This is a genomic window from Variovorax sp. 10N412, assembly GCF_056394985.1.
The window spans coordinates 417,375-436,278 of the sequence record NZ_JBFTIO010000001.1 but is presented as its reverse complement, the minus strand read 5'-3'; the positions used below and the strand labels follow the sequence as shown (position 1 = coordinate 436,278).

The window sequence follows — 18,904 nt, the reverse complement described above, 5'->3', positions numbered from 1 at the left end:
GATTCCTTGGGTAGTGAAGCGGAAAGGAACGCGCCGACGACGCGGTGTCGTCAGCAATTCTTGCGGCTGTGCTAAGCGCCTGCTCTGGTTTAATCTTCGGCGTTGTCAGTTTTTCTAACGAGCCGATCTTCATGGCCACCATGCGCCGCCACATTCCCAGCACCCGCGCGCTGCTGATCTTCGACGCGGTGGCCCGCCATCATGGCGTGGGCAAGGCCGCGGAGGAACTGTGCCTTACGCACAGCGCGGTAAGCCAGCAGTTGCGGCTGCTGGAGAGCCAGATCGGCGTGCGGCTGGTGCAGCGCACCGCGCGCGGCACCGAACTCACCGAGGCGGGGCGGCGCTACCACGGGCAGGTGTCGGGCGACCTGCTCCGCCTGCAGAACCACACGCTCGAGGCCATGGCGCAGCGCACCGACGGCCTGCGCCTGCTGGTGGGTGCGGTACCGGTGCTGGCCGAGGGCTGGCTCATGCCGCGGCTGCCGGCATTCATCGCGCAGCACCCGGGCTGCAGCCTGCACCTGCAGGTGTTTCCGACGCATCTCTACATGGAAGACATGCCGTTCGACGTGGGCTTGCAGTACGACGACGCGGTGTGGCCCGGTGCGAACGCGCTGCCCTTGATGGGCGAGTCATGCGTGGCGGTGTGCTCGCCGCAGGCGAAGGGGCGCCCCGCCATGGCGCGGGGCGACTTCCGTGCCGCGCCGCTGCTGCAACTGCGCACCCGCATGGGCGCCTGGGAAGAGTGGTTTGCCCAGACGGCGCACGCGCAGGCGCCGGACAGCCTGGTGGCGGGGCACCGCTTCGACCTGTTTTCCACGCTGATTGCCGCGGTGCGCGCCGACCTGGGCGTGGGGCTGGTGCCCGCGTATTTCGTCGAGCGCGAACTGCGTTCCGGCGAACTGGTGCTCGCCTGCCCGCACCGGGCGCCGTCGAGCCGGGGCTACAGCGTGTTCGTGGCGCCGAGCCGCACCGACGATCCGTTGATCGGCGCCTTCGTGGCGTGGCTTCGGGCGACGGCGGCCGAGCCGCAAGCGCAGGCGGCTTAGTCCGGCCGGCGGAACAGCAGCACGGAGTTCGTGCCGCCGAAGGCGAACGAGTTGCTGATGGCGGCCTCGAGCGACGGTGCCGCGGTGTCGCCGGGCGCCACGAGGTTCAGCTGGCACGCCGGGTCGATCTCCGAGCAGTGCGCGTTCGGCGGCAATTGCCGCTGGTGCAGCGCCAGCACGGTGATGACCGCCTCGATGGCGCCGGCCGCGCCCAGCAGGTGGCCATGCAAGGCCTTGGTCGAGCTCACGCGCAGCGCGCCGAGGTCGTCGCCCCACACGTCCGCCAGCGCATTGCGCTCGACCACGTCGCCGATGCGCGTGGCCGTGCCGTGCGCGTTGCAGTAGCCCACGTCGCGCGGCTGCAGGCCGGCCTGGCGCAGGGCCGCGCGCAGGGCGCGTGCCTGGCCCGGGGCGTCGGGCTTGGTGAGGTGGGTGGCGTCGCTGCTCAGGCCCCAGCCGGCCAGCGTGGCGTAGCTGCGGGCGCCGCGCGCACGGGCGCGTTCGGCCGATTCGAGAATCAGGAAGGCCGCGCCTTCGCCCAGGGCGAAGCCGCTGCGGTCGGTGGCGAATGGGCGCACCGCGCCGGCTGCTTCGCCGGGCGGGAAAGTGGCCAGCGTCTGCATGGCCTGCCAGGCCACGACCACGCCGGGCACGATCAGCGCTTCGCTGCCGCCGGCAATGGCGATGTCGACCTCGCCGCGCTGCACGGCCTTGGCCGCTTCGGCGATGGCGGCGGACGACGAGGCGCAGGCCACGGAATAGGTGAGCACCGGCCCTTGCACGCCCTGGCGCATGGCCACGTGGGCGGCCGGCGCGTTGGGCATGAAGGCTGGAATGGTCAGCGGCGACACGCGGCCGTTGCCGCGGTAGGCCGCTTCGAGCGCCGCCGCGCCGCCCATGCCGCAGCCGGAGAAGACGCCGATGCGTTCGGGGTCGGCGTCGCCGGCCGCCAGGCCCGCGTCGCGCATCGCCAGGTCGGCGGCGGCCACGGCCAACTGGCTCACGCGGTCGACGCCTGCCAGCTGCAGCTTGGTGAACCAGCGGGATTCGTCGAAGGCCGCCGTGGCGGCCGCGGCCGGCTTGGGCAATTCGGGAAAGACGGGTTGGATGGCCGAGTGGCCCTGCATCAGCGCCTGGAACAGCGCGCCGGGCTCGTCGCCATGCGGCGCCACGACGCCCAGACCGGTGACCGCGACGGCGTGGTTCACGCTGTCTTCGCGGCCCGGACCTTGTCGACCAGCTGCGCGAGTTCGGCCAGGGTGTCGATGCTCGCGTCTTCGTCGGGCATGGTGATGCCGAAATGGTCTTCGATGGCGAAGAGAAATTCTGCGAGCGCCAGCGAATCGAGTCCGCCGGTTTCCCGCATCGACGCATGCGGGTCGAGCTTCGACGGATCGATGCCGTATTTCTCGTGGATCAGGTCCTGCAATTCCTTCAGCGAACTCATCGTGCGATGCCTGTCGTCATGTGCCGCCGAATCGATTGCCGCCCCTGGAGGGCGTGCCATTGAATCGATCCCTTCCTCGTTCGGCCAGTGGTGAGTGTGATCAATGATTGCCGATGATATCCGCTCGCACCCTAGGGACATCCCCCTTGCTGTCGCTTTGTCGCCTGCTTGTCCGCGTGTCTTCCCGGCCGCCAGCGCAGCGAGGGAAGGGCGAACGCCATGCCCAGCAGCGCGCCGGCCAGCACGTCGAGCACCACGTGCTGCTTGACCGCCAGCGTCGAGTAGGCAATGGCGGCAAACCAGAACCAGTTGATCCAGTACAGGAATGCAGGCGTACGGGCCCGGCGCAGCACGTCGTGCACGCGCACGGCCGTGAAGATCGCCACCGCGACATGCATCGACGGACAGGCGTTGCCGGCTGCGTCCACACCCTGCAGCATCGCGAAGCCGGGATAGCCCGACGCATCGATGGGCAGCGGCGGGATCTGCGTGGGCCAAAGGTAGAAGATGCCCAGCCCCGTGAGGCACAGGCCGCTGATCCACAGCCCGTAGACCAGCAGATCCCTGAAAGTCAGCTGCAAGCCGGGCGCGACGCCCACGTACAGCCAGAGCGACAGGTAGGCGCCCAGCGTGTAGGGCTGGAACGCGATCAGGTGGTCCAGCGCCGTGAGCGGCATCACCGTGACCGGAAAGGCCGGGTTGCGCAGCAGGTGGAAGTAGCCGATGAAGAAAAGCCACGTGAAGACCGTGGTACCGACCGCCTTCAGCAGGAAGTGGCGGCGCATTCGCAGCCAGATGTCGGCAGTCCACGCGTGTGGTCCGGCGTCGGGCGCCATGTGCAGGGGGATCTGTGAGTGCATGGTGTCGGTGGCCGATCTTGCCAGAGCGCGGCGGCCCGCCGTGGCTCGCCCCCGAAGCCCCGCCGGTTCAGGCGGCGGCAGGGCGCTTGCGATGCTGGAACGACGTCGGCGAGCGGCCCGTGGCTGCCTTGAACATCGCGCAGAAGGCGCTGTCGGTGGCATAGCCGCTGGCGGCCGCCACCTGGCTCACGGCCATGCCGCGCGCCAGCAGCGGCAACGCATGCGCCATCACGGCCTGCTGGCGCCATTGCTGCCAGCTCATGCCGAGCTGGTCGCGGAACAGCCGCGCCACGGTGCGCTCGCTGGCGCCGATCCCGGCCGCGCGCTCGGCCAGCGTGGCGCGGTCGGCCGGGTTGCGCAGCAGCGCCTCGCACAGTTGGCGCAGGCGCTTGTCGGTGGGCAGCGGCACGTCGATGCGGATCTGCGTGGCGCGTTCCAGCTCGTCGACCAGCAGCGGCGCGATCATGCGCTCGCGCTGCGGCGCATGCGGGTCGGCCGGCGGCAGGCCGTCGGGCGTGGTGTCCAGCGCCAGCATCAGCGCGCGCAGCAGCGGGCTGATTTCGAGCACCTCGCATTTCTCCCAGGTCGGCGCGATCCAGGCGTGCAGGTAGACGGTGCGCAGCTCCGCGTCTTCGATCAGCGTGATGCTGTGCGGCATGTTGGCCGGCACCCACAGCGCGCGGGAGGGAGGCACGATGTAGCTGCCGTCCTGCGTGCTCAGGCGGATCACGCCGCGGGTGGAGAAGGTGAGCTGCGGCCACGGGTGCTCGTGCAGCTCGACCCGCGTGTCGGCCGTGAGGAAGTGCTCCTTGGCGCGCAGCGGGCGCACTGCGTCGGGGGCGTAGAGGTGGGGCGTGAGCGGCCCGACGCTGTGCGCGGGCGCGGCCACCGTGCCGCGCGCACTCCGGGCGGGGGGCGGTGCGGCGGTGTCCGCGGTGTCTGCGCGTCGGGCGGTTCTGGCGGTCGCGAAGGAGGGGGGTGCGTCGCTTGGCATGGTTTCGACAAATGTTGTCGCTGTATCGCCATTCTGCCGTGCCACCGCCGCATAGCATCGGTGCCCGCCCCGGTTTTTTGTAGCAATCCATGTCCTCTTCGACCTCCTCGACCGCCGTCCCGCCCACCACCTTGCGCACCGACGCCAAGCTGATCGGCCTGGTCGGCCTGGCCCACGCGGTCAGCCACTTCAGCCAGCTCATCCTGGCGCCGCTGTTTCCTTGGCTGAAGGACGCGTTCAACGTGAGCTACGTCGAGCTGGGCGCCGTGCTCACGGTGTTCTTCGTGGTCTCGTGCATCGTGCAGGCTGCGTCCGGTTTCATCGTCGACAAGCTGGGTCCGCGCCCGGTGCTGTTCGTGGGCCTGGGCGCGCTGGGCCTGGCGGCCTTCGGCTACGCGGCGGCGCAGAGCTATTGGATGCTGCTGCTGAGCGCGGTGGTCGGCGGCATCGGCAACGGCGTGTTCCATCCGGTGGACTACACGCTGTTCAACCGCAAGGTCGCACCCACGCGGCTGGGCCATGCCTACAGCGTGCACGGCATCACCGGCAGCCTGGGCTGGGCGCTGGCCCCGGCCTTCGTGGTGCCGATCGCCATCGCCTACTCGTGGCGCGTGGCGCTGGCCTCCGCAGGCGCCGTGGCCCTGGTGGTGCTGCTGGTGCTGTGGGTGTACCGCAGCGTGCTGTCGCTCGACGCGGCCGCCGTGCACAAGGCCACGGGGCAGGGCGCGGCTGCACCGGCCGGCGGCGAGTTCGACTTTCTTCGCATTCCTGCCGTGTGGATGTGCTTCGGTTTCTTCTTCTTCTATGCCGCGGTGATCAGCGTGGTGCAGACCTTTGCGCCGGTCGCCGCGGGCCACTTGCATGCGGTGCCGGTGGCGCTGGTGGCGATGTGCCTCACGGTCTACATGGTGGCCAGCGCGGTCGGCATGGTGTTCGGCGGCTTCCTGGCCTCGGACCCGTCGCGTTGCGAACGCATCGTGGGCGCGGGCTTCGGCATTGCGGCGACGCTGGCGCTGGTGTTGGCCTTTGCGGACTTTCCGCCGGTCGTGGTGCCCGTGCTGTTCGGCGCCATGGGTTTCGTCTCGGGCATCGCGGGGCCTTCGCGCGACCTGCTGGTGAAGAAATCGACACCGCCCAATGCCACCGGCCGCGTGTACGGCGTGGTGTATGCGGGGCTCGACATCGGCCAGGCCGTGGCGCCGCTGGTGTTCGGCCGGCTGATGGACAGCGGCCAGTACACCAGCGTGATCGTCGGCCTGGCGCTGGTGCAGGGCGTGCTTATTGCGAGCGCCTTCAACGTGCGCCGCGTGCGCCGCACGGCGTTCGTACCTGCCTCGGCCTGACGCCGCTTTCAGCCGAAGTGCCGCCGATATCATCGGCCGCATGCAAGCCTTGTATGTCTATGTGATCGCCGGCGCGGTGCTGGCGGGGTTCGTTCAGGGCCTGTCTGGGTTTGCGTTCGGGTTGGTCGCCATGTCGGTCTGGGCCTGGACGCTGGAGCCGCAACTGGCCGCCTTGCTCGCGCTGTTCGGGGCGCTGACCGGGCAGGTGATCGCCGCGGTCACCGTGCGCCGGGCCTTGGACAAAAGCATTCTGTGGCCCTTCGTGCTCGGCGGCCTGGTCGGCGTGCCCTTCGGTGTCTGGCTGCTGCCGCACCTCGACCTCGTGGTCTTCAAGTTGTGCCTCGGCGTGCTGCTGGTGCTGTGGTGCCCGGCCATGCTGATGTCGCAGCACCTGCCGAAGGTGGCGTTCGGCGGGCGCGTGGCCGACGGGGTGGCCGGCGCCATCGGCGGTGCCATGGCGGGCATCGGCGGGTTCTCGGGGACCATTCCCACGCTCTGGTGCACGCTGCGCGGCTTCCAGCGCGATACGCAGCGCGCCGTCATCCAGAACTTCAACCTGTCGATGCTGATGGTGGCGTTCGCGATCCACCTGGCCAGCGGCAGCATCTCGCGCGCCACCGTGCCGCTGCTGGCGCTCGTTGCCGTGGCGGTCGCGGTGCCGGTGCTGCTGGGCGCGCGGCTGTACGTCGGCATCAGCGAGGCCATGTTTCGCAAGCTGGTGCTGGGCCTGCTGACCGCGTCCGGCGTGGCGATGCTGGCGTCGGCGGTGCCGGCGCTGTTGCAGCGCGGTTGAGCGGCTGAGCGGCAGGCCGGGAACCTTCCCGGCCGCGTGCTTTCCAAGTGCAGGACCGGTCGCCTTGGCCGGCCTTTTTCCCCATCCGGAGCGTCCCCCCGAAATGCGCCTTTGAGCCTCCCCTGATTCGCCGCTATGCAAAGCCTTTGCATCGCCTCGCAACGAACTCATCGGAGGGCCGCGCATGGCTCATCGCACACACGCTCCGCGTCCGGCCGCAGGCCTGGGCGCTTCTTCTGCTTTCTCTTTCGCACTGCGCCACGTGCGCCTTGTGCTGCCCGACGGGCGGCTGCTGTTCGACGACATCGACGAGACTTTCCAGTCCGGCCGCATCGGCCTCGTGGGCCGCAACGGCGCCGGCAAGACGCGGCTCGTCGAATTGCTGGCAGGCCGAATGGCGCCGAGCGCGGGCGCGGTGCTGCGGCCAGCGCGGCTGGCGCATGTGCCGCAGGACCTCGCGCCGGCGCCGGACGCCAGCGTGGCCGATCTGGCCGGGCTCGGGCCGCCGCTGGCGGCGCTGGCGCGCATCGAGGCGGGCGTCGGTGCGCCGTCGGACTTCGATATCGCCGAGGGGCAATGGGATCTGCCGGCCCGCTTCACCGCAGCGCTGCAAGTCGCCGGACTCGCGCTCGCACCGCTGCGGCCGTCCGACGGTCTGAGCGGCGGCGAACGCACGCGCGTGGCGCTGGTCGGCGCTTTCCTGTCGGGCGCCGACGGCTTGCTGCTCGACGAGCCCACCAACCACCTCGACGCCGATGCGCGCCGCTGGTTGAGCGAGCAGCTCGCCGCGTGGCGGGGCGTGGCCGTGATCGCAAGCCACGACCGGGAACTGCTCGAGGGCATGGACCGCATCGTCGAGATCACGCCCCACGGCCGCCTGCGCGGTTGCACCGGCGGCTGGACCGCGTACAGCGCGTGGCGGGACCGCGAAGCAGCCGCCGCGCAAGCCCGGCTGGACCATGCGCGCACCGAGCGCGCGAGCGCCTTGCGCGAACTGCACAAGCAGCACGATGCGCAGCAGCGCCGTGCCGCACGCGGCACGAACTGGGCGCGAGAAGCGAACCTGGGCGGGCTGCACCTGGGACGCCTGAAGGACAACGCACAGGCGCATGCAGGCCGAGAGAGCGAGCGCAAGCGCGAGAGCCGCGACGCGCTCGACAGCGCGGTGCGCGAGGCCGCAGCCCATGTGACGGGCGCGCCCGCCGTGGCGCTCGCGCTGCCGGCCTCGTCTGTTCCCGCGGGACGCCGCGTGCTGTGGCTCGAAGACGCAGTGCCTGCGTGGCCGGCCGATGCGCAGCCGTCGAGCCTGTGCCTGCACGGCCCTGTGCGCATCGGCGTCACAGGCGCCAATGGCTGCGGCAAGACCAGCCTCCTGCGGATGCTCGCGGGCCGCGACGAGCCACGCGCCGGCAGGTGTGAAGCGCCGCTGCGTTCCGCATGGCTGGACCAGGGCCATGACGCGGACGACGCGCTGTCTTCGGGCCGCTCCGTCTTGCAGCAGTTGCAGGCCCTGCATTCGCTTTTGCCCGAAGCCGAACTGCGTACCCGGCTGGCGCTGCTGGGGCTCGGCGCGGCCGCGGTGTGCCGGCCCGTGGCACAGCTCAGTGGGGGCGAGCGCCTGAAGGCTGCGTTGGCATGCGCCCTATGGAGCGGCGCACCGGCGCAGATGCTGTTGCTCGACGAGCCGACGAATCACCTCGACATCGCTTCGGTGTCGGCACTCGAACAGGCGTTGCGCGGGTTCCCTGGAGCGATCGTGGTGGTGTCGCACGATTCGCGGTTCCTGTCGGCGCTGGGTCTTACGCACAGGCTCGATGCGCAGTCAGGCGGGTGGGCGCTGAGCGACCTGGGGTAGGGGCCTATCGCGGCAACGCCAGCGCGAACGGCAGGCTCAGAACGCCCAGCAGGGTCGACAGCGTCACCAGCCCCGCCACGTACGGCCCGTTGTAGCCCATGCGCGCGGCCAGCACATAGGCGCTCGATGCCGTTGGCACGGCGGAGAAGGCCATCAGCACGACCGCCTGCGTCGCGTCGAGCCGCAGCGCATGCACCAGCCCCCAGGCGACCAGCGGCAGGAACAGATGGCGGATCGACAGCACCGACACCGCCAGCACCTTGCCCGTGCCCAGCGTGGAGAACTTCATGCCCGCGCCGGCCGCGAGCAGCCCCAGCGCCAGCGACGCCGCGCCGATGCGCGTGAGTGTCGGGGTGGCCCAGCTCGGCACGGTCAGGCCCAGGACGTTGGCCAGCAGCCCGGCCACGGTCGCCACGATCAGCGGGTTGCGCACCAGCTGCCGCAGGAAACCGGTATTCGCATGACGCGTCATCGGCCACACCGCCGCAATGTTGAAGATGGGCACGCACACGCCGATCAGCACCGCGATCAGCAGCAGCCCTTCGCCCCCGGCCAGCCGCTCGGCCAGCGCCAGGCAGATGAACGAGTTGAAGCGGAACGCGACCTGCGTGCTGGCCGCGTGGTCGCGCCGGTCGATGTGCGCGCGAATACCCGGAACGAAGGGCAGGGCGTAGGCCATGGCGATGCCGCATGCGCCGATGCATAGTCCGGCGGTCAGCAGGTTCGACGTGGCACCGAAGTCCAGCGGGCTGCGCACGATCGAATGGAACAGCAGCACCGGAAAAAGAAAGTAGTAGACCAGGCTCTCGACCTGGTCCCACACGCGGCGGTCGAGCGCGGTGTAGCGGCACAGGAGCCAGCCGATGGCGATGAGGGAGAAGTCGGGGAAGAGCAGCTGCGCGTAGTTCACCGCTTCGAGGATAAACCGGACAGACCGTGGGTATTCCACAGCACGGAAAGCGCCTTTCGGACGCTAGCATCCGGGCTTCGTTTTTTCGACATCAAACAATCCAAGGAGTTATCGATGCAACGTCGTCAATGGAGCGCGCTGGTGGGGGGCGCCGCACTGGTTGCTTTTGCGGGCCAGAGCTTTGCACAGGGCTACCCGAACAAGCCCGTCGAGCTGAGCGTGCCCTTCGCACCCGGTGGCACGACGGACATCGTGGCGCGCGTGATCTCCGACCCGCTGGGCAAGGTGCTCGGCCAGCCGGTGGTGGTGATCAACCGCGCCGGCGGCGGCGGCATCGTGGGCGCGGCCGAAACCGCGCGCGCCACGCCCGATGGCTACAAGCTGGGCATCGCCACCGTGTCGAGCACGGCGGCCAACCCCGCCATCAATCCGAAGACGCCGTACGACCCGATCAACGACTTCACGCCGATCATCAACATCGCGGCCACGCCCAACATCATTGCGGTGAACCCGAACTTCCCGGCCAAGAACTACGCCGAGTTCGTGGCCGAGCTGAAGAAGAACCCCGGCAAGTACTCGTACGCGTCGTCGGGCACGGGCGGCATCGGCCACCTGCTGATGGAGCTCTACAAGAGCCTGACCAACACCTTCGTCACGCACATTCCGTACCGCGGCGCGGGCCCGGCGCTGAACGACGTGGTGGCCGGCCAGGTGCCGATCATGTTCGACAACATTCCCTCGGCCATGCCCTTCATCACCAGCGGCCGGCTGATCCCGATCGTGGTGTCCGCACCGCAGCGCCTGGCCGCGCTGCCCAACGTGCCGACCTTCAAGGAAGTGGGCCTGGAGCCGGTGAACCGCATGGCGTACTACGGCATCCTCGGCCCCAAGGGCCTGCCGAAGGAAGTGGTCGACAAGATCAGCGCGGGCGTGAAGAAGGCCGTGGAAGAGCCGGCGGTGCGCAAGCGCATCGAGGACACCGGCTCGCTGATCGTGGCCAACTCGCCCGAACAGTTCTCCGCGCAGATCAAGGCCGAGTACGAGGTCTACAAGGACGTGGTGAAAAAGCAGAACCTCAAGCTCGACTGAGGTTTTTCGCGCACCGCAAAGCCGCCCGCGTGCCGGGCGGCTTTTTCTTTTGTTATCTTGCATTGCATGACCGAGGCCGCCACGCAAACACCCGACATCGACGATTTCATCGACGCCCTCTGGCTCGAGGACGGGTTGTCGAAGAACACGCTGGCCGCCTACCGGCGCGACCTGGCGCTGTTCGCGCAGTGGCTGCGCCTGCAGCGCGACGGCGCCGCGCTCACTGCCGCGCGCGAGACCGACGTGCAGGCCTACATGGGCGCGCGCCTGTCCACCCAGGGCAAGGCCACTTCGGCCAACCGCCGGCTCACGGTGTTCAAGCGCTACTACCGCTGGGCGCTGCGCGAGCGGCGCGTGGTGGCCGACCCGACCATCCGGCTCATGCCCGCGCGGCAGATGCCGCGCGCCATCAAGACGCTGTCGGAGAAGCAGGTCGACGACCTGCTCGGCGCGCCCGACGTCGAGACGCCGCTGGGCCTGCGCGACCGCGCGATGCTGGAGCTGATGTACGCCAGCGGCCTGCGCGTGAGCGAGCTGGTGGCGCTCAAGGCCATCGACATGAGCCTGAACGACGGCGTGCTGCGCGTGCTGGGCAAGGGCAACAAGGAGCGGCTGGTGCCCTTCGGCGGCGAGGCGCGGCGCTGGATCGAGCGCTACATCGACGAGTCGCGCCCCGCCATCCTCGACGGCCAGCAGACGCCCGACCTGTTCGTGACCGCGCGCGGCGCCGGCATGACGCGCGTGATGTTCTGGATGATCGTGAAGAAGCACGCGGCCACCGCCGGCATCCACGTGCCGCTGTCGCCGCACACGCTGCGCCACGCCTTCGCCACGCACCTGCTGAACCACGGCGTCGACCTGCGCGCGGTGCAACTGCTGCTGGGGCATGCCGACATCTCGACCACCACCATCTACACGCACGTGGCGCGCGAGCGCCTGAAGCAGTTGCATGCCAAGCACCATCCGCGCGGCTGATTCTCCTGAACCTTGGCGCATCGGCTGCGCCGGCTGGAGCCTGCCGCGCGCGCTGTGGCCGGCGTTTCCGGCCGAGGGCTCGCACCTCGAGCGCTACGCGCAGCGTTTCGACGCGGTCGAGATCGACACGTCTTTCTACCGGCCGCACCGGCGCGAGACGTATGAACGCTGGGCCGCGAGCACGCCCGCGGGGTTTCGCTTCGCGGTCAAGCTGCCGCAGTCGGTGACACACGAATGCAGGCTGGTCGATGCGATGCCTGCGTTCGAAGAATTCGCCGCGCAGGTCGAGGGGCTCGGCGACAAGTTGGGTGCGCTGGTCGTGCAGTTGCCGCCCAGCCTGGCGTTCGATGCCGACGTGGCGCGCAGGTTTTTCACCGCGCTGCGGCAAAGGCATTCGGGCGCGGTGGTGCTGGAGCCGCGCCATCGCAGCTGGTTCATGCCGCAGGTCGACGGCCTGCTCGCGGGCTTTCAATTGGCAGACCCGGTGCTGTTCGACGAGGCTGCGGCACCCGGTGGCTGGCCGGGCCTCGTCTACCTGCGGCTGCACGGATCGCCGCGGCGCTACTGGTCGGCCTACGACGACCGCCTGCTTGCGCGGCTCGCTCAGCGGCTGCGGCGCGCGAAGGAAGAGGGCGCGCAGTGCTGGTGCGTGCTCGACAACACGGCGGGCGGCGAGGCGGTCGGCAACGCGCTGACGCTGCTGCGCCTGCTGCAAGACCAATGATCAACAAGAGGAGACACCACATGAACTTCAATCGACTCTGCGCCGGCCTCTCGCTGGCCGTCGCCAGCGGCCTTGCCGTCGCACAAGGGTTCCCGAGCGCCAAGCCCATCCGCCTCATCGTCGGCTATCCGCCCGGCGGCGGCATCGACTTCGCGGCGCGCACGGTGCAGGTGCCGCTGCAGGAGGCGCTCAAGCAGCAGCTGGTGGTCGACTACAAGCCGGGCGCCAGCGGCATGATTGCCGCGACCGAGCTCACGCGCCAGCCGGCCGACGGCTACACGCTGCTGCTGGCCAACACGGGCCCGTTCGCCATTGCGCCCTACCTGCAGAGCAAGCCGCCGTACGACCCGATCAGGCAGTTCACGTACATCGGCCAGATCAGCCAGGGCAGCTACATCGCGGTGACGCGGCCCGACCATCCGGCGAAGAACCTCAAGGAGTTCGTGGCCTGGGCCAAGGGACAGCCGGGCAAGGTCAACTTTGCCTCCGGCGGCAACGGCACCTCGACCCACCTGAACGGCGAGCTGATGAACCAGGTCACCGGCCTGGACATGACGCATGTGCCGTACAAGGGCAGCGCGCCCGCGGTGCAGGACCTGCTGGGCGGGCAGACGCAGATCCTCATCGACGCGGGCAGCGTGCTGCTGCCGCAGGTGAAAGGCGGCAAGCTGAAGGCGCTGGCCGTGACCGGTCCGGTGCGCGACCCGCAGCTGCCCGACGTGCCGACCGTGAAGGAGCTGGGGCTGGCGGGCATGGAGGCGGTCGGCTTCCAGGGCTTGGTGGGGCCGGCCAACATGCCCAGGGACGTGGTCGACAAGCTCTCCAGCGAGTTGGCCAAGGCGCTGGCGCAGCCGGAGATCAAGGCGAAGTTCGCCGCGGCGGGCGCCGAGGTGCATTCGCTCGGCCCGGTCGAGTTCGCGGCTTTCGTCAAGGCGGACAATGAGAAGTGGTCCAGGCTGATCAAGGAGCGCAAGCTGCAGCTGGACTGATGCAACCCACGTAACCGACAGACATGAATTTCCTGGCCTCTTCGAAGCATTCGCGCCGCACGGCGACCCGACTCCTGGCTGCCGCCGCGCTCGTCGCTGCCTCCGGCGCCCACGCCCAAGCCATTCCCAAGACCGTGCGGCTCATCGTCGCGTATCCGGCCGGCGGCGTCAGCGACGTGGTCGCGCGCGCACTGGGCGACCGGCTGGCCGCGCAGATGGGCACCACGGTGATCGTGGACAACCGCGCCGGCGCCAGCGGCGCCATCGGCATGGACGCCGTCGCCAAGGCCGCGCCCGACGGCGCCACGCTGGGCTTCTCGGCCATCAGCCCGCTGGTGCTGAGCCCGCACCTGGGCAAGCTGCCCTTCGATCCGCTGAAGGACGTGGCGCCGGTGGCCAGCGTGATGTATTCGCCGGTGCTGCTGATCGCCACGCCAGCCAGCAAGGCGAAGGACTTCAAGGCGCTGATCGACGATGCCAAGGCGCACCCGGGCGCGGTGCGCTGGGCAACGTCGGGGCCGGCGTCGCTGGGCCACATCGTGCTGGAGCAGCTGCATGCGGCGGCGGGCGTGGACATCACGCACGTGCCCTACAAGGGCGGCGGCCAGCAACTCAACGACGCCATCGGCGGGCAGTTTGAGATTTTGTCGACCAACGCGAGCCCGACGCTGTCGTCGCACATCCAGTCGGGCAAGCTGCGCCCGCTGGCCGTGGGCGCGCCGGCGCGCCTGGAGAGCCTGCCCGCGGTGCCCACGCTGGCCGAACTGGGCTACAAGGCGGCCAACATCAACTCGGTGTTCGGCGTGTTCGCGCCGGCCGCCACGCCCCCTGCGCTGGTGGCGAAGTACAACGCCGAGATCAACAAGGCGCTGGCCAGCCCCGAGCTGCGCGCCAAGCTCACGGCCACCGACAACGTGCCGACCGGCGGTACGCCGCAAGCGTTCGCCAAGGAGATCGCCAGCGAGTTCGAGAGCAACGGCCGCATCATCAAGTCGGCGGGCATCAAGGCCGACTGAGGCTGCTGATGCGAAAGTGACCGCGCGGCTTGCGGTTGGATTCACCCTACCTTATAGTAGGTAGATGACAGACGCCACCGCCCTTGCCACCGGCAGCACCCGCGAGCAGATCCTCGCGGTGGCGCGCGGCTTCATCGAGACCCGCTCCTACCTGGGCTTCAGCTTCCAGGACGTGGCCGATGCGGTGGGTGTTCGCAAGGCCAGCCTGTACCACCACTTTCCGACGAAGGAAGCGCTGGGTATCGCCGTGATCCGCGCGGCCACGCAGGGTTTCAAGGACTGGGACGCCGCCCGCGCGCGGGAGCCGAAGGACGCGCTCGAATCTTATTTCCGCATGTACCGCAACACGCTGCGGGCCGGCTCCGCCATGTGTCCCGCAGGCGCACTGGCCCCGGGCTGGGGCGTGATCAACGACGAGCTTCGCCTGGCCGTGCAGGAACTGCGCAACACCCAGGTGACGTGGCTCACCGGCGTGCTGGGGGCGCTGGCGTCCGCGCAAGGCACGCGCGAGAAAGCAGAAAAGGGCACGAAGGCCAGGCGCACCTCGGTCGCCTCGCTCGCCGCCTATGTGTTCTCCGTGTGCCAGGGCGCGCTGCTGTCGGCACGCATGACCGGGCGCGTGGAAGACTTCGACGAAGCCATCGTGCAACTCAGGAGTTCACTGCCCGGCTGACCGCCGGGCTCGACGCAGGCACGCTCCGGTGTGCCTCTTTTTTAACCTCATAGCCTACCGATTGGATGGTAGGTTTTATCTGTTGGAGCATCGCCATGAAAGCCGTCATTTCCGCCTACGCCCGTTCTCCCTTCCACTTCGCCAAGAAAGGCGCCCTTGCCGGCGTGCGGCCCGACACGCTGGCCGCCGGCGTGGTGCGCGGCCTGCTGCAACGCACCGACCTCGACCCGGCGCTGCTCGAAGATGTCATCCTCGGCTGCGCGTACCCCGAGGCCTCGCAGGGCAACAATCTCGCGCGCATCGTCGGGCTGCTCGCCGGACTGCCGCACGAGGTGAGCGGCATGACGGTGAACCGCTTCTGCGGCTCGTCGATGCAGGCCGTGCACATCGCGGCAGCGCAGATCGAGGCAGGCATGGGCGAGGCCTTCCTGTGCGTGGGCGTGGAGTCGATGACGATGGTGCCTCAGGGCGGCTTCAACTTCTCGCCCAACCCCGAGCTGCAGGGCAGCACCGACGCCTACATCTCGATGGGCGAGACGGCCGAGAACGTCGCGCAGCGCTGGAACGTGAGCCGCGCCGACCAGGAAGCCCTCGCGGTGGAATCGCACCGCAAGGCGGCCGAGGCGCGCGCGCAAGGCCGGCTGGCCGGGGAGATCATTCCGGTGCGCCTGGCATCGGGCGACATCGTCGATGCCGACGGCTGCATCCGCCCCACGACCTCGGCCGAAGCCTTGGCGAACCTCAAGCCCGTGTTCCGCCCAGATGGCGTGGTCACGGCCGGCACCTCGTCGCCGCTGACCGACGGCGCGGCCGTGGTGCTGGTCACCAGCGACGCCTTCGCGGCGAAGCACGGGCTGAAGGCGCTCGCGCGCATCAAGTCGTTCGCGACCGTGGGGGTCGACCCGGCCGTCATGGGCATCGGCCCGATTCCGGCCACCCGCAAGGCGCTGGCGCGCGCCGGCCTGAGTGCCGCGGACCTCGACGTGATCGAGATCAACGAGGCCTTCTCGTCGCAGGCGCTGGCCTGCATCCGCGACCTGGGGCTCGATCCGTCGAAGGTCAACCTCGACGGCGGCGGCCTGGCCATCGGCCATCCGCTGGGCGCGACCGGCGCGCGCATCACGGGCAAGGCGGCGTCGCTGCTGGCGCGCGAGGGCGGGCGCTATGCGCTGGCCACGCAATGCATCGGCGGCGGGCAGGGCATTGCGACGATCCTCGAGCGCGTCTGAGCGTCCGAGAATGACGCTCGTCACAACCAGGAGACTCCCATGGACAAGCTGTACCTCGAGGACCTGAAGGTCGGCGACCGCTTCCAGAGCGCCGAGCACACGCTCGACGTGGCGCAGATCAAGGCCTTTGCGCAGCAGTTCGACCCGCAGCCCTTTCACACCGACGAAGAGGCTGCGAAGAGCACCTTCTTCGGCGGCCTGGCCGCGAGCGGCTGGCACACCGCGGCGCTCACGATGAAGCTGCTGGTGGAGAGCGGCATTCCGCTGGCCGACGGCATCATCGGCTCGGGTGGCGAGCTGCAATGGCCCAAGCCCACGCGGCCCGGCGACGTGCTGCACGTGGTCAGCGAGGTGGTCGACATCGTGCCCTCGCGCTCCAAGCCCGGGCGCGCGATGGTGACGATGCGCTGCCAGACGCGCAACCAGCGCGGCGAGGTGCTCCAGTACTTCACGCCGAAGCTGGTGGTGCACGCGCGGCCTGCCTAGAACGACGCAGGCCGACGGCTTCAGGCCTTGTCCTGGGCCGCCGAGAGCTGGCGCAGTTCCTCGGCGCTGAACCCCGCCCGCGCGCGCGCCTCGAGGTTGAACGGCGGCTTGTGCCGCGGCGCGTCATAGTGCGCCACGAGGGCCGGGTAGGTCACTTCGGCGTCGATGCCCGCGCCGTCGCACAGCCATCGGTACCAGTGGTTGCCGATGGCCACGTGGCCCACCTCGTCGCGCAGGATGATGTCCAGGATCTCGACCGCGCGCAGCGCATCCGGCGTGTTCACGCGCTTGAGCTTGGCCTGGATGAGCGGCGTGGCGTCCAGGCCGCGTGCTTCCAGCGTGCGCGGCACCAGCGCCATGCGCGCGAGCACGTCGTCCTTGGTCTTCTCGCACATGTTCCACAGGCCGTCGTGGCCGGGGAAGTCGCCGTAGCGGTGGCCCATGTCCTGCAGGTGCGCGTGCAGCAGCGTGAAATGCAGCGCCTCTTCTTCGGCCACGCGCAGCCAGTCGCGGTAGTAGGCCTCGGGCATGCCGTCGTAGCGCCACACGGCGTCGAGCGCCAGGTTGATTGCGTTGAACTCGATGTGGCAGATCGAATGGATCAGCGCCGCGCGGCCCTCGGGGGTGAAGGGCGATCGTTTCTGCACGGCGGTGGCGGCCACGCGCAGGGGCTTTTCGGGGCGGCCCGGCACGCCGATGTCGTCGCCCGGCACGCGGATGGCATCGCTTGCTATTGAATCTGTAGCGGACAACGCAGCGGCGGCGCGCGTAGCGGCCACCTTTTCATCGGGATCTGTCAGGCGCAGCGCGGCGAGCGCACTCAATCGGGGGTGCATCCCTACAATTCTAGTTTTGACCTTCTTTGACATTCCCGGAGACAAGAACAATGGCGCTCTATGAACTCGACGGCGTGGCTCCCCAACTGGGCGAGGGTGCATGGGTGGCCGACAGTGCGCAGGTCATCGGCAACGTCAGGCTGGCGGACAACGCGAGCGTGTGGTTCGGCGCCGTGCTGCGCGGGGACACCGAGACGCTGACCATCGGGCGCAACAGCAACGTCCAGGACCTGTCGGTGCTGCATGCCGACGTCGGCTGCCCGCTGACCATCGGCGACAACGTCACCGTGGGCCACCAGGTGATGCTGCACGGCTGCACGGTGGGCGACAACTCGCTGATCGGCATCCAGGCCGTGATCTTGAATAACGCGAAGATCGGCCGCAACTCGATCGTTGGCGCCGGCAGCGTCGTGACCGAGGGCAAGGAGTTTCCCGACAACTCCCTCATCATCGGCTCGCCGGCCAAGGTGGTGCGCACCCTGGACGACGCGGCGGCTGCCCGCCTGCGCCAGAGCGCGGAGCACTATGTAGAAAATGCCCATCGCTTCGCGAAGGGCCTTAAAAAGATCGCCTGACCGGTTCGGTTGCAGGCACACACAGAAAGAAAACGTTTTGAGCGAGCTGCACAAATTCCTGTTCGATGGCCTGCCGGTGCGCGGCATGATCGTGCGCCTGACGGATGCGTGGCAGGAGATCCTTGCGCGGCGCGCCTCCAACACCTCCACCGGTCCCTATCCGCCGCCCGTGGCCGAGCTGCTGGGCGAGATGGCGGCTGCTGCCACGCTGATGCAGTCGAACATCAAGTTCAACGGCGCGCTGATCCTGCAGATCTTCGGCGACGGCCCGGTGAAGGTGGCCGTGGCCGAGGCCAAGCCCGACCTGAGCCTGCGCGCCACCGCCAAGGTCATCGGCGACCTGCCGGCCGATGCGCGGCTGCCCGACATGGTCAACGTGAACAACAAGGGCCGCTGCGCGATCACGCTCGACCCCAAGGACAAGCTCCCCGGTGTCACGCCCTACCAGGGCGTGGTGCCGCTCTTCGGCGACGAGGGCGAGAAGCTGGGCAAGCTCAGCGACGTGCTGCAGCACTACATGCTGCAAAGCGAGCAGCTCGACACCACGCTGGTGCTCGCAGCCGACGACAAGGTGGCCGCGGGCCTGCTGATCCAGCGCCTGCCGGTGAAGGGCGAGGGCAACCTGGAAGGCACGTCGGGCACGTCCCAAAGAGACCACGACCAGGCCAACGAAGACCAGATCGGCCTGAACGAGGACTACAACCGCATCTCGATCCTCGCGTCCAGCCTGACGCGCGACGAGCTGCTGACGCTGGACATCGAGACCATTCTTCGCCGCCTGTTCTGGGAAGAAAAGCTGCTGCGCTTCGAGCCGCAGGCCGGCCTGCTGGGCCCCCACTTCGCGTGCACCTGCGGGCGCGAGCGCGTGGCGCAGATGATTCGCGGGCTCGGCGTGGAGGAGGCCGACAGCATCCTCGCCGAGCGCGGCGACATCGAGGTGGGCTGCGACTTCTGCGGCAAGCAGTACCGCTTCGACGCGGTCGATGCGGCGCAGATCTTCAGGCCGCCGACCGACCAGATTCCGGGCAGCCCGATCGTCCAGTAGAAGGCGGGCGCCTTCA

At 69.1% G+C, this 18,904-nt stretch carries 20 protein-coding genes; 14 read left to right on the top strand and 6 right to left on the bottom strand.

Features of this window, described 5'->3' with window-relative positions:
• Window positions 1-140 precede the first annotated feature (140 nt).
• A complete protein-coding gene (locus tag AC1DJH_RS02240; protein WP_478184985.1) occupies window positions 141-1,049 on the top strand; it encodes a LysR substrate-binding domain-containing protein in 909 nt (302 codons plus the stop codon).
• Here AC1DJH_RS02240 and AC1DJH_RS02235 read toward each other — a convergent pair.
• The 4 genes from AC1DJH_RS02235 to AC1DJH_RS02220 all read right to left on the bottom strand — a co-directional run bounded on the left by AC1DJH_RS02235 (window position 1,046) and on the right by AC1DJH_RS02220 (window position 4,350).
• Complete coding sequence (locus AC1DJH_RS02235) at window positions 1,046-2,257, bottom strand: beta-ketoacyl-[acyl-carrier-protein] synthase family protein (RefSeq protein ID WP_478184577.1); 1,212 nt, start codon at window positions 2,255-2,257, stop codon at window positions 1,046-1,048. The genes AC1DJH_RS02240 and AC1DJH_RS02235 overlap by 4 nt on opposite strands.
• Window positions 2,254-2,496 carry an acyl carrier protein gene (locus AC1DJH_RS02230; RefSeq protein WP_116908594.1) on the bottom strand — a complete coding sequence of 81 codons (243 nt, stop codon included), beginning with the start codon at window positions 2,494-2,496 and terminating at the stop codon, window positions 2,254-2,256. Before AC1DJH_RS02230 ends, AC1DJH_RS02235 begins: the two co-directional genes overlap by 4 nt.
• Before the next feature lie 131 nt (window positions 2,497-2,627).
• Window positions 2,628-3,356 (bottom strand): phosphatase PAP2 family protein, encoded by a 729-nt coding sequence (locus tag AC1DJH_RS02225; protein ID WP_478184576.1) that lies wholly within the window; start codon window positions 3,354-3,356, stop codon window positions 2,628-2,630.
• Between the two features lie 67 nt (window positions 3,357-3,423).
• Window positions 3,424-4,350, bottom strand: a complete 927-nt coding sequence (locus tag AC1DJH_RS02220) for an AraC family transcriptional regulator (RefSeq protein WP_478184575.1) — start codon at window positions 4,348-4,350, stop codon at window positions 3,424-3,426.
• A gap of 89 nt (window positions 4,351-4,439) precedes the next feature.
• Between AC1DJH_RS02220 and AC1DJH_RS02215 the strand changes: the two genes are divergently transcribed.
• The 3 genes from AC1DJH_RS02215 (at window position 4,440) to AC1DJH_RS02205 (ending at window position 8,341) form a co-directional block, all read left to right on the top strand.
• Window positions 4,440-5,693, top strand: a complete 1,254-nt coding sequence (locus AC1DJH_RS02215; RefSeq protein WP_435435665.1) for an MFS transporter — start codon at window positions 4,440-4,442, stop codon at window positions 5,691-5,693.
• A gap of 40 nt (window positions 5,694-5,733) precedes the next feature.
• Window positions 5,734-6,486: a sulfite exporter TauE/SafE family protein gene (locus tag AC1DJH_RS02210; RefSeq protein ID WP_478184574.1), complete on the top strand. Its 753-nt coding sequence runs from the start codon at window positions 5,734-5,736 to the stop codon at window positions 6,484-6,486.
• 184 nt (window positions 6,487-6,670) lie between these two features.
• Window positions 6,671-8,341 (top strand): ABC-F family ATP-binding cassette domain-containing protein, encoded by a 1,671-nt coding sequence (locus AC1DJH_RS02205; RefSeq protein ID WP_478184573.1) that lies wholly within the window; start codon window positions 6,671-6,673, stop codon window positions 8,339-8,341.
• 4 nt (window positions 8,342-8,345) lie between these two features.
• Here AC1DJH_RS02205 and AC1DJH_RS02200 read toward each other — a convergent pair whose 3' ends face one another.
• Entirely contained in the window at window positions 8,346-9,263 is a 918-nt protein-coding gene (locus AC1DJH_RS02200; RefSeq protein ID WP_435483729.1) for an AEC family transporter, read from the bottom strand.
• Between the two features lie 102 nt (window positions 9,264-9,365).
• Between AC1DJH_RS02200 and AC1DJH_RS02195 the strand changes: the two genes are divergently transcribed.
• The 8 genes from AC1DJH_RS02195 to AC1DJH_RS02160 all read left to right on the top strand — a co-directional run bounded on the left by AC1DJH_RS02195 (window position 9,366) and on the right by AC1DJH_RS02160 (window position 16,432).
• A complete protein-coding gene (locus AC1DJH_RS02195) occupies window positions 9,366-10,340 on the top strand; it encodes a tripartite tricarboxylate transporter substrate binding protein BugE (RefSeq protein WP_478184572.1) in 975 nt (324 codons plus the stop codon).
• Between the two features lie 66 nt (window positions 10,341-10,406).
• On the top strand, window positions 10,407-11,315 hold the full coding sequence (gene xerD / locus AC1DJH_RS02190) for a site-specific tyrosine recombinase XerD (protein WP_472123181.1): 909 nt from the start codon (window positions 10,407-10,409) through the stop codon (window positions 11,313-11,315).
• Entirely contained in the window at window positions 11,290-12,039 is a 750-nt protein-coding gene (locus tag AC1DJH_RS02185) for a DUF72 domain-containing protein (RefSeq protein WP_478184571.1), read from the top strand. Before xerD ends, AC1DJH_RS02185 begins: the two co-directional genes overlap by 26 nt.
• A gap of 20 nt (window positions 12,040-12,059) precedes the next feature.
• Window positions 12,060-13,028, top strand: a complete 969-nt coding sequence (locus AC1DJH_RS02180) for a Bug family tripartite tricarboxylate transporter substrate binding protein (RefSeq protein WP_435483420.1) — start codon at window positions 12,060-12,062, stop codon at window positions 13,026-13,028.
• A gap of 23 nt (window positions 13,029-13,051) precedes the next feature.
• Complete coding sequence (locus AC1DJH_RS02175; RefSeq protein ID WP_478184570.1) at window positions 13,052-14,044, top strand: Bug family tripartite tricarboxylate transporter substrate binding protein; 993 nt, start codon at window positions 13,052-13,054, stop codon at window positions 14,042-14,044.
• 64 nt (window positions 14,045-14,108) lie between these two features.
• Complete coding sequence (locus AC1DJH_RS02170) at window positions 14,109-14,717, top strand: TetR/AcrR family transcriptional regulator (protein WP_435483421.1); 609 nt, start codon at window positions 14,109-14,111, stop codon at window positions 14,715-14,717.
• A 95-nt stretch (window positions 14,718-14,812) separates the two neighbouring features.
• On the top strand, window positions 14,813-15,946 hold the full coding sequence (locus AC1DJH_RS02165) for a thiolase family protein (RefSeq protein WP_478184569.1): 1,134 nt from the start codon (window positions 14,813-14,815) through the stop codon (window positions 15,944-15,946).
• A 39-nt stretch (window positions 15,947-15,985) separates the two neighbouring features.
• Window positions 15,986-16,432, top strand: a complete 447-nt coding sequence (locus tag AC1DJH_RS02160; protein WP_435435674.1) for a MaoC family dehydratase — start codon at window positions 15,986-15,988, stop codon at window positions 16,430-16,432.
• 20 nt (window positions 16,433-16,452) lie between these two features.
• Here AC1DJH_RS02160 and AC1DJH_RS02155 read toward each other — a convergent pair whose 3' ends face one another.
• Window positions 16,453-17,268 (bottom strand): ferritin-like domain-containing protein, encoded by an 816-nt coding sequence (locus tag AC1DJH_RS02155; RefSeq protein ID WP_478184568.1) that lies wholly within the window; start codon window positions 17,266-17,268, stop codon window positions 16,453-16,455.
• A gap of 50 nt (window positions 17,269-17,318) precedes the next feature.
• On the opposite strand from AC1DJH_RS02155, the gene AC1DJH_RS02150 reads away from it, so the two are divergent.
• Both AC1DJH_RS02150 and hslO read left to right on the top strand, forming a co-directional pair.
• The gene (locus tag AC1DJH_RS02150) at window positions 17,319-17,843 is read left to right on the top strand and encodes a gamma carbonic anhydrase family protein (protein ID WP_478184567.1); all 525 of its coding nucleotides are present in this window, start codon (window positions 17,319-17,321) and stop codon (window positions 17,841-17,843) included.
• A 37-nt stretch (window positions 17,844-17,880) separates the two neighbouring features.
• Window positions 17,881-18,888 (top strand): Hsp33 family molecular chaperone HslO, encoded by a 1,008-nt coding sequence (hslO, locus tag AC1DJH_RS02145; RefSeq protein ID WP_435483424.1) that lies wholly within the window; start codon window positions 17,881-17,883, stop codon window positions 18,886-18,888.
• Window positions 18,889-18,904: the final 16 nt, after the last annotated feature.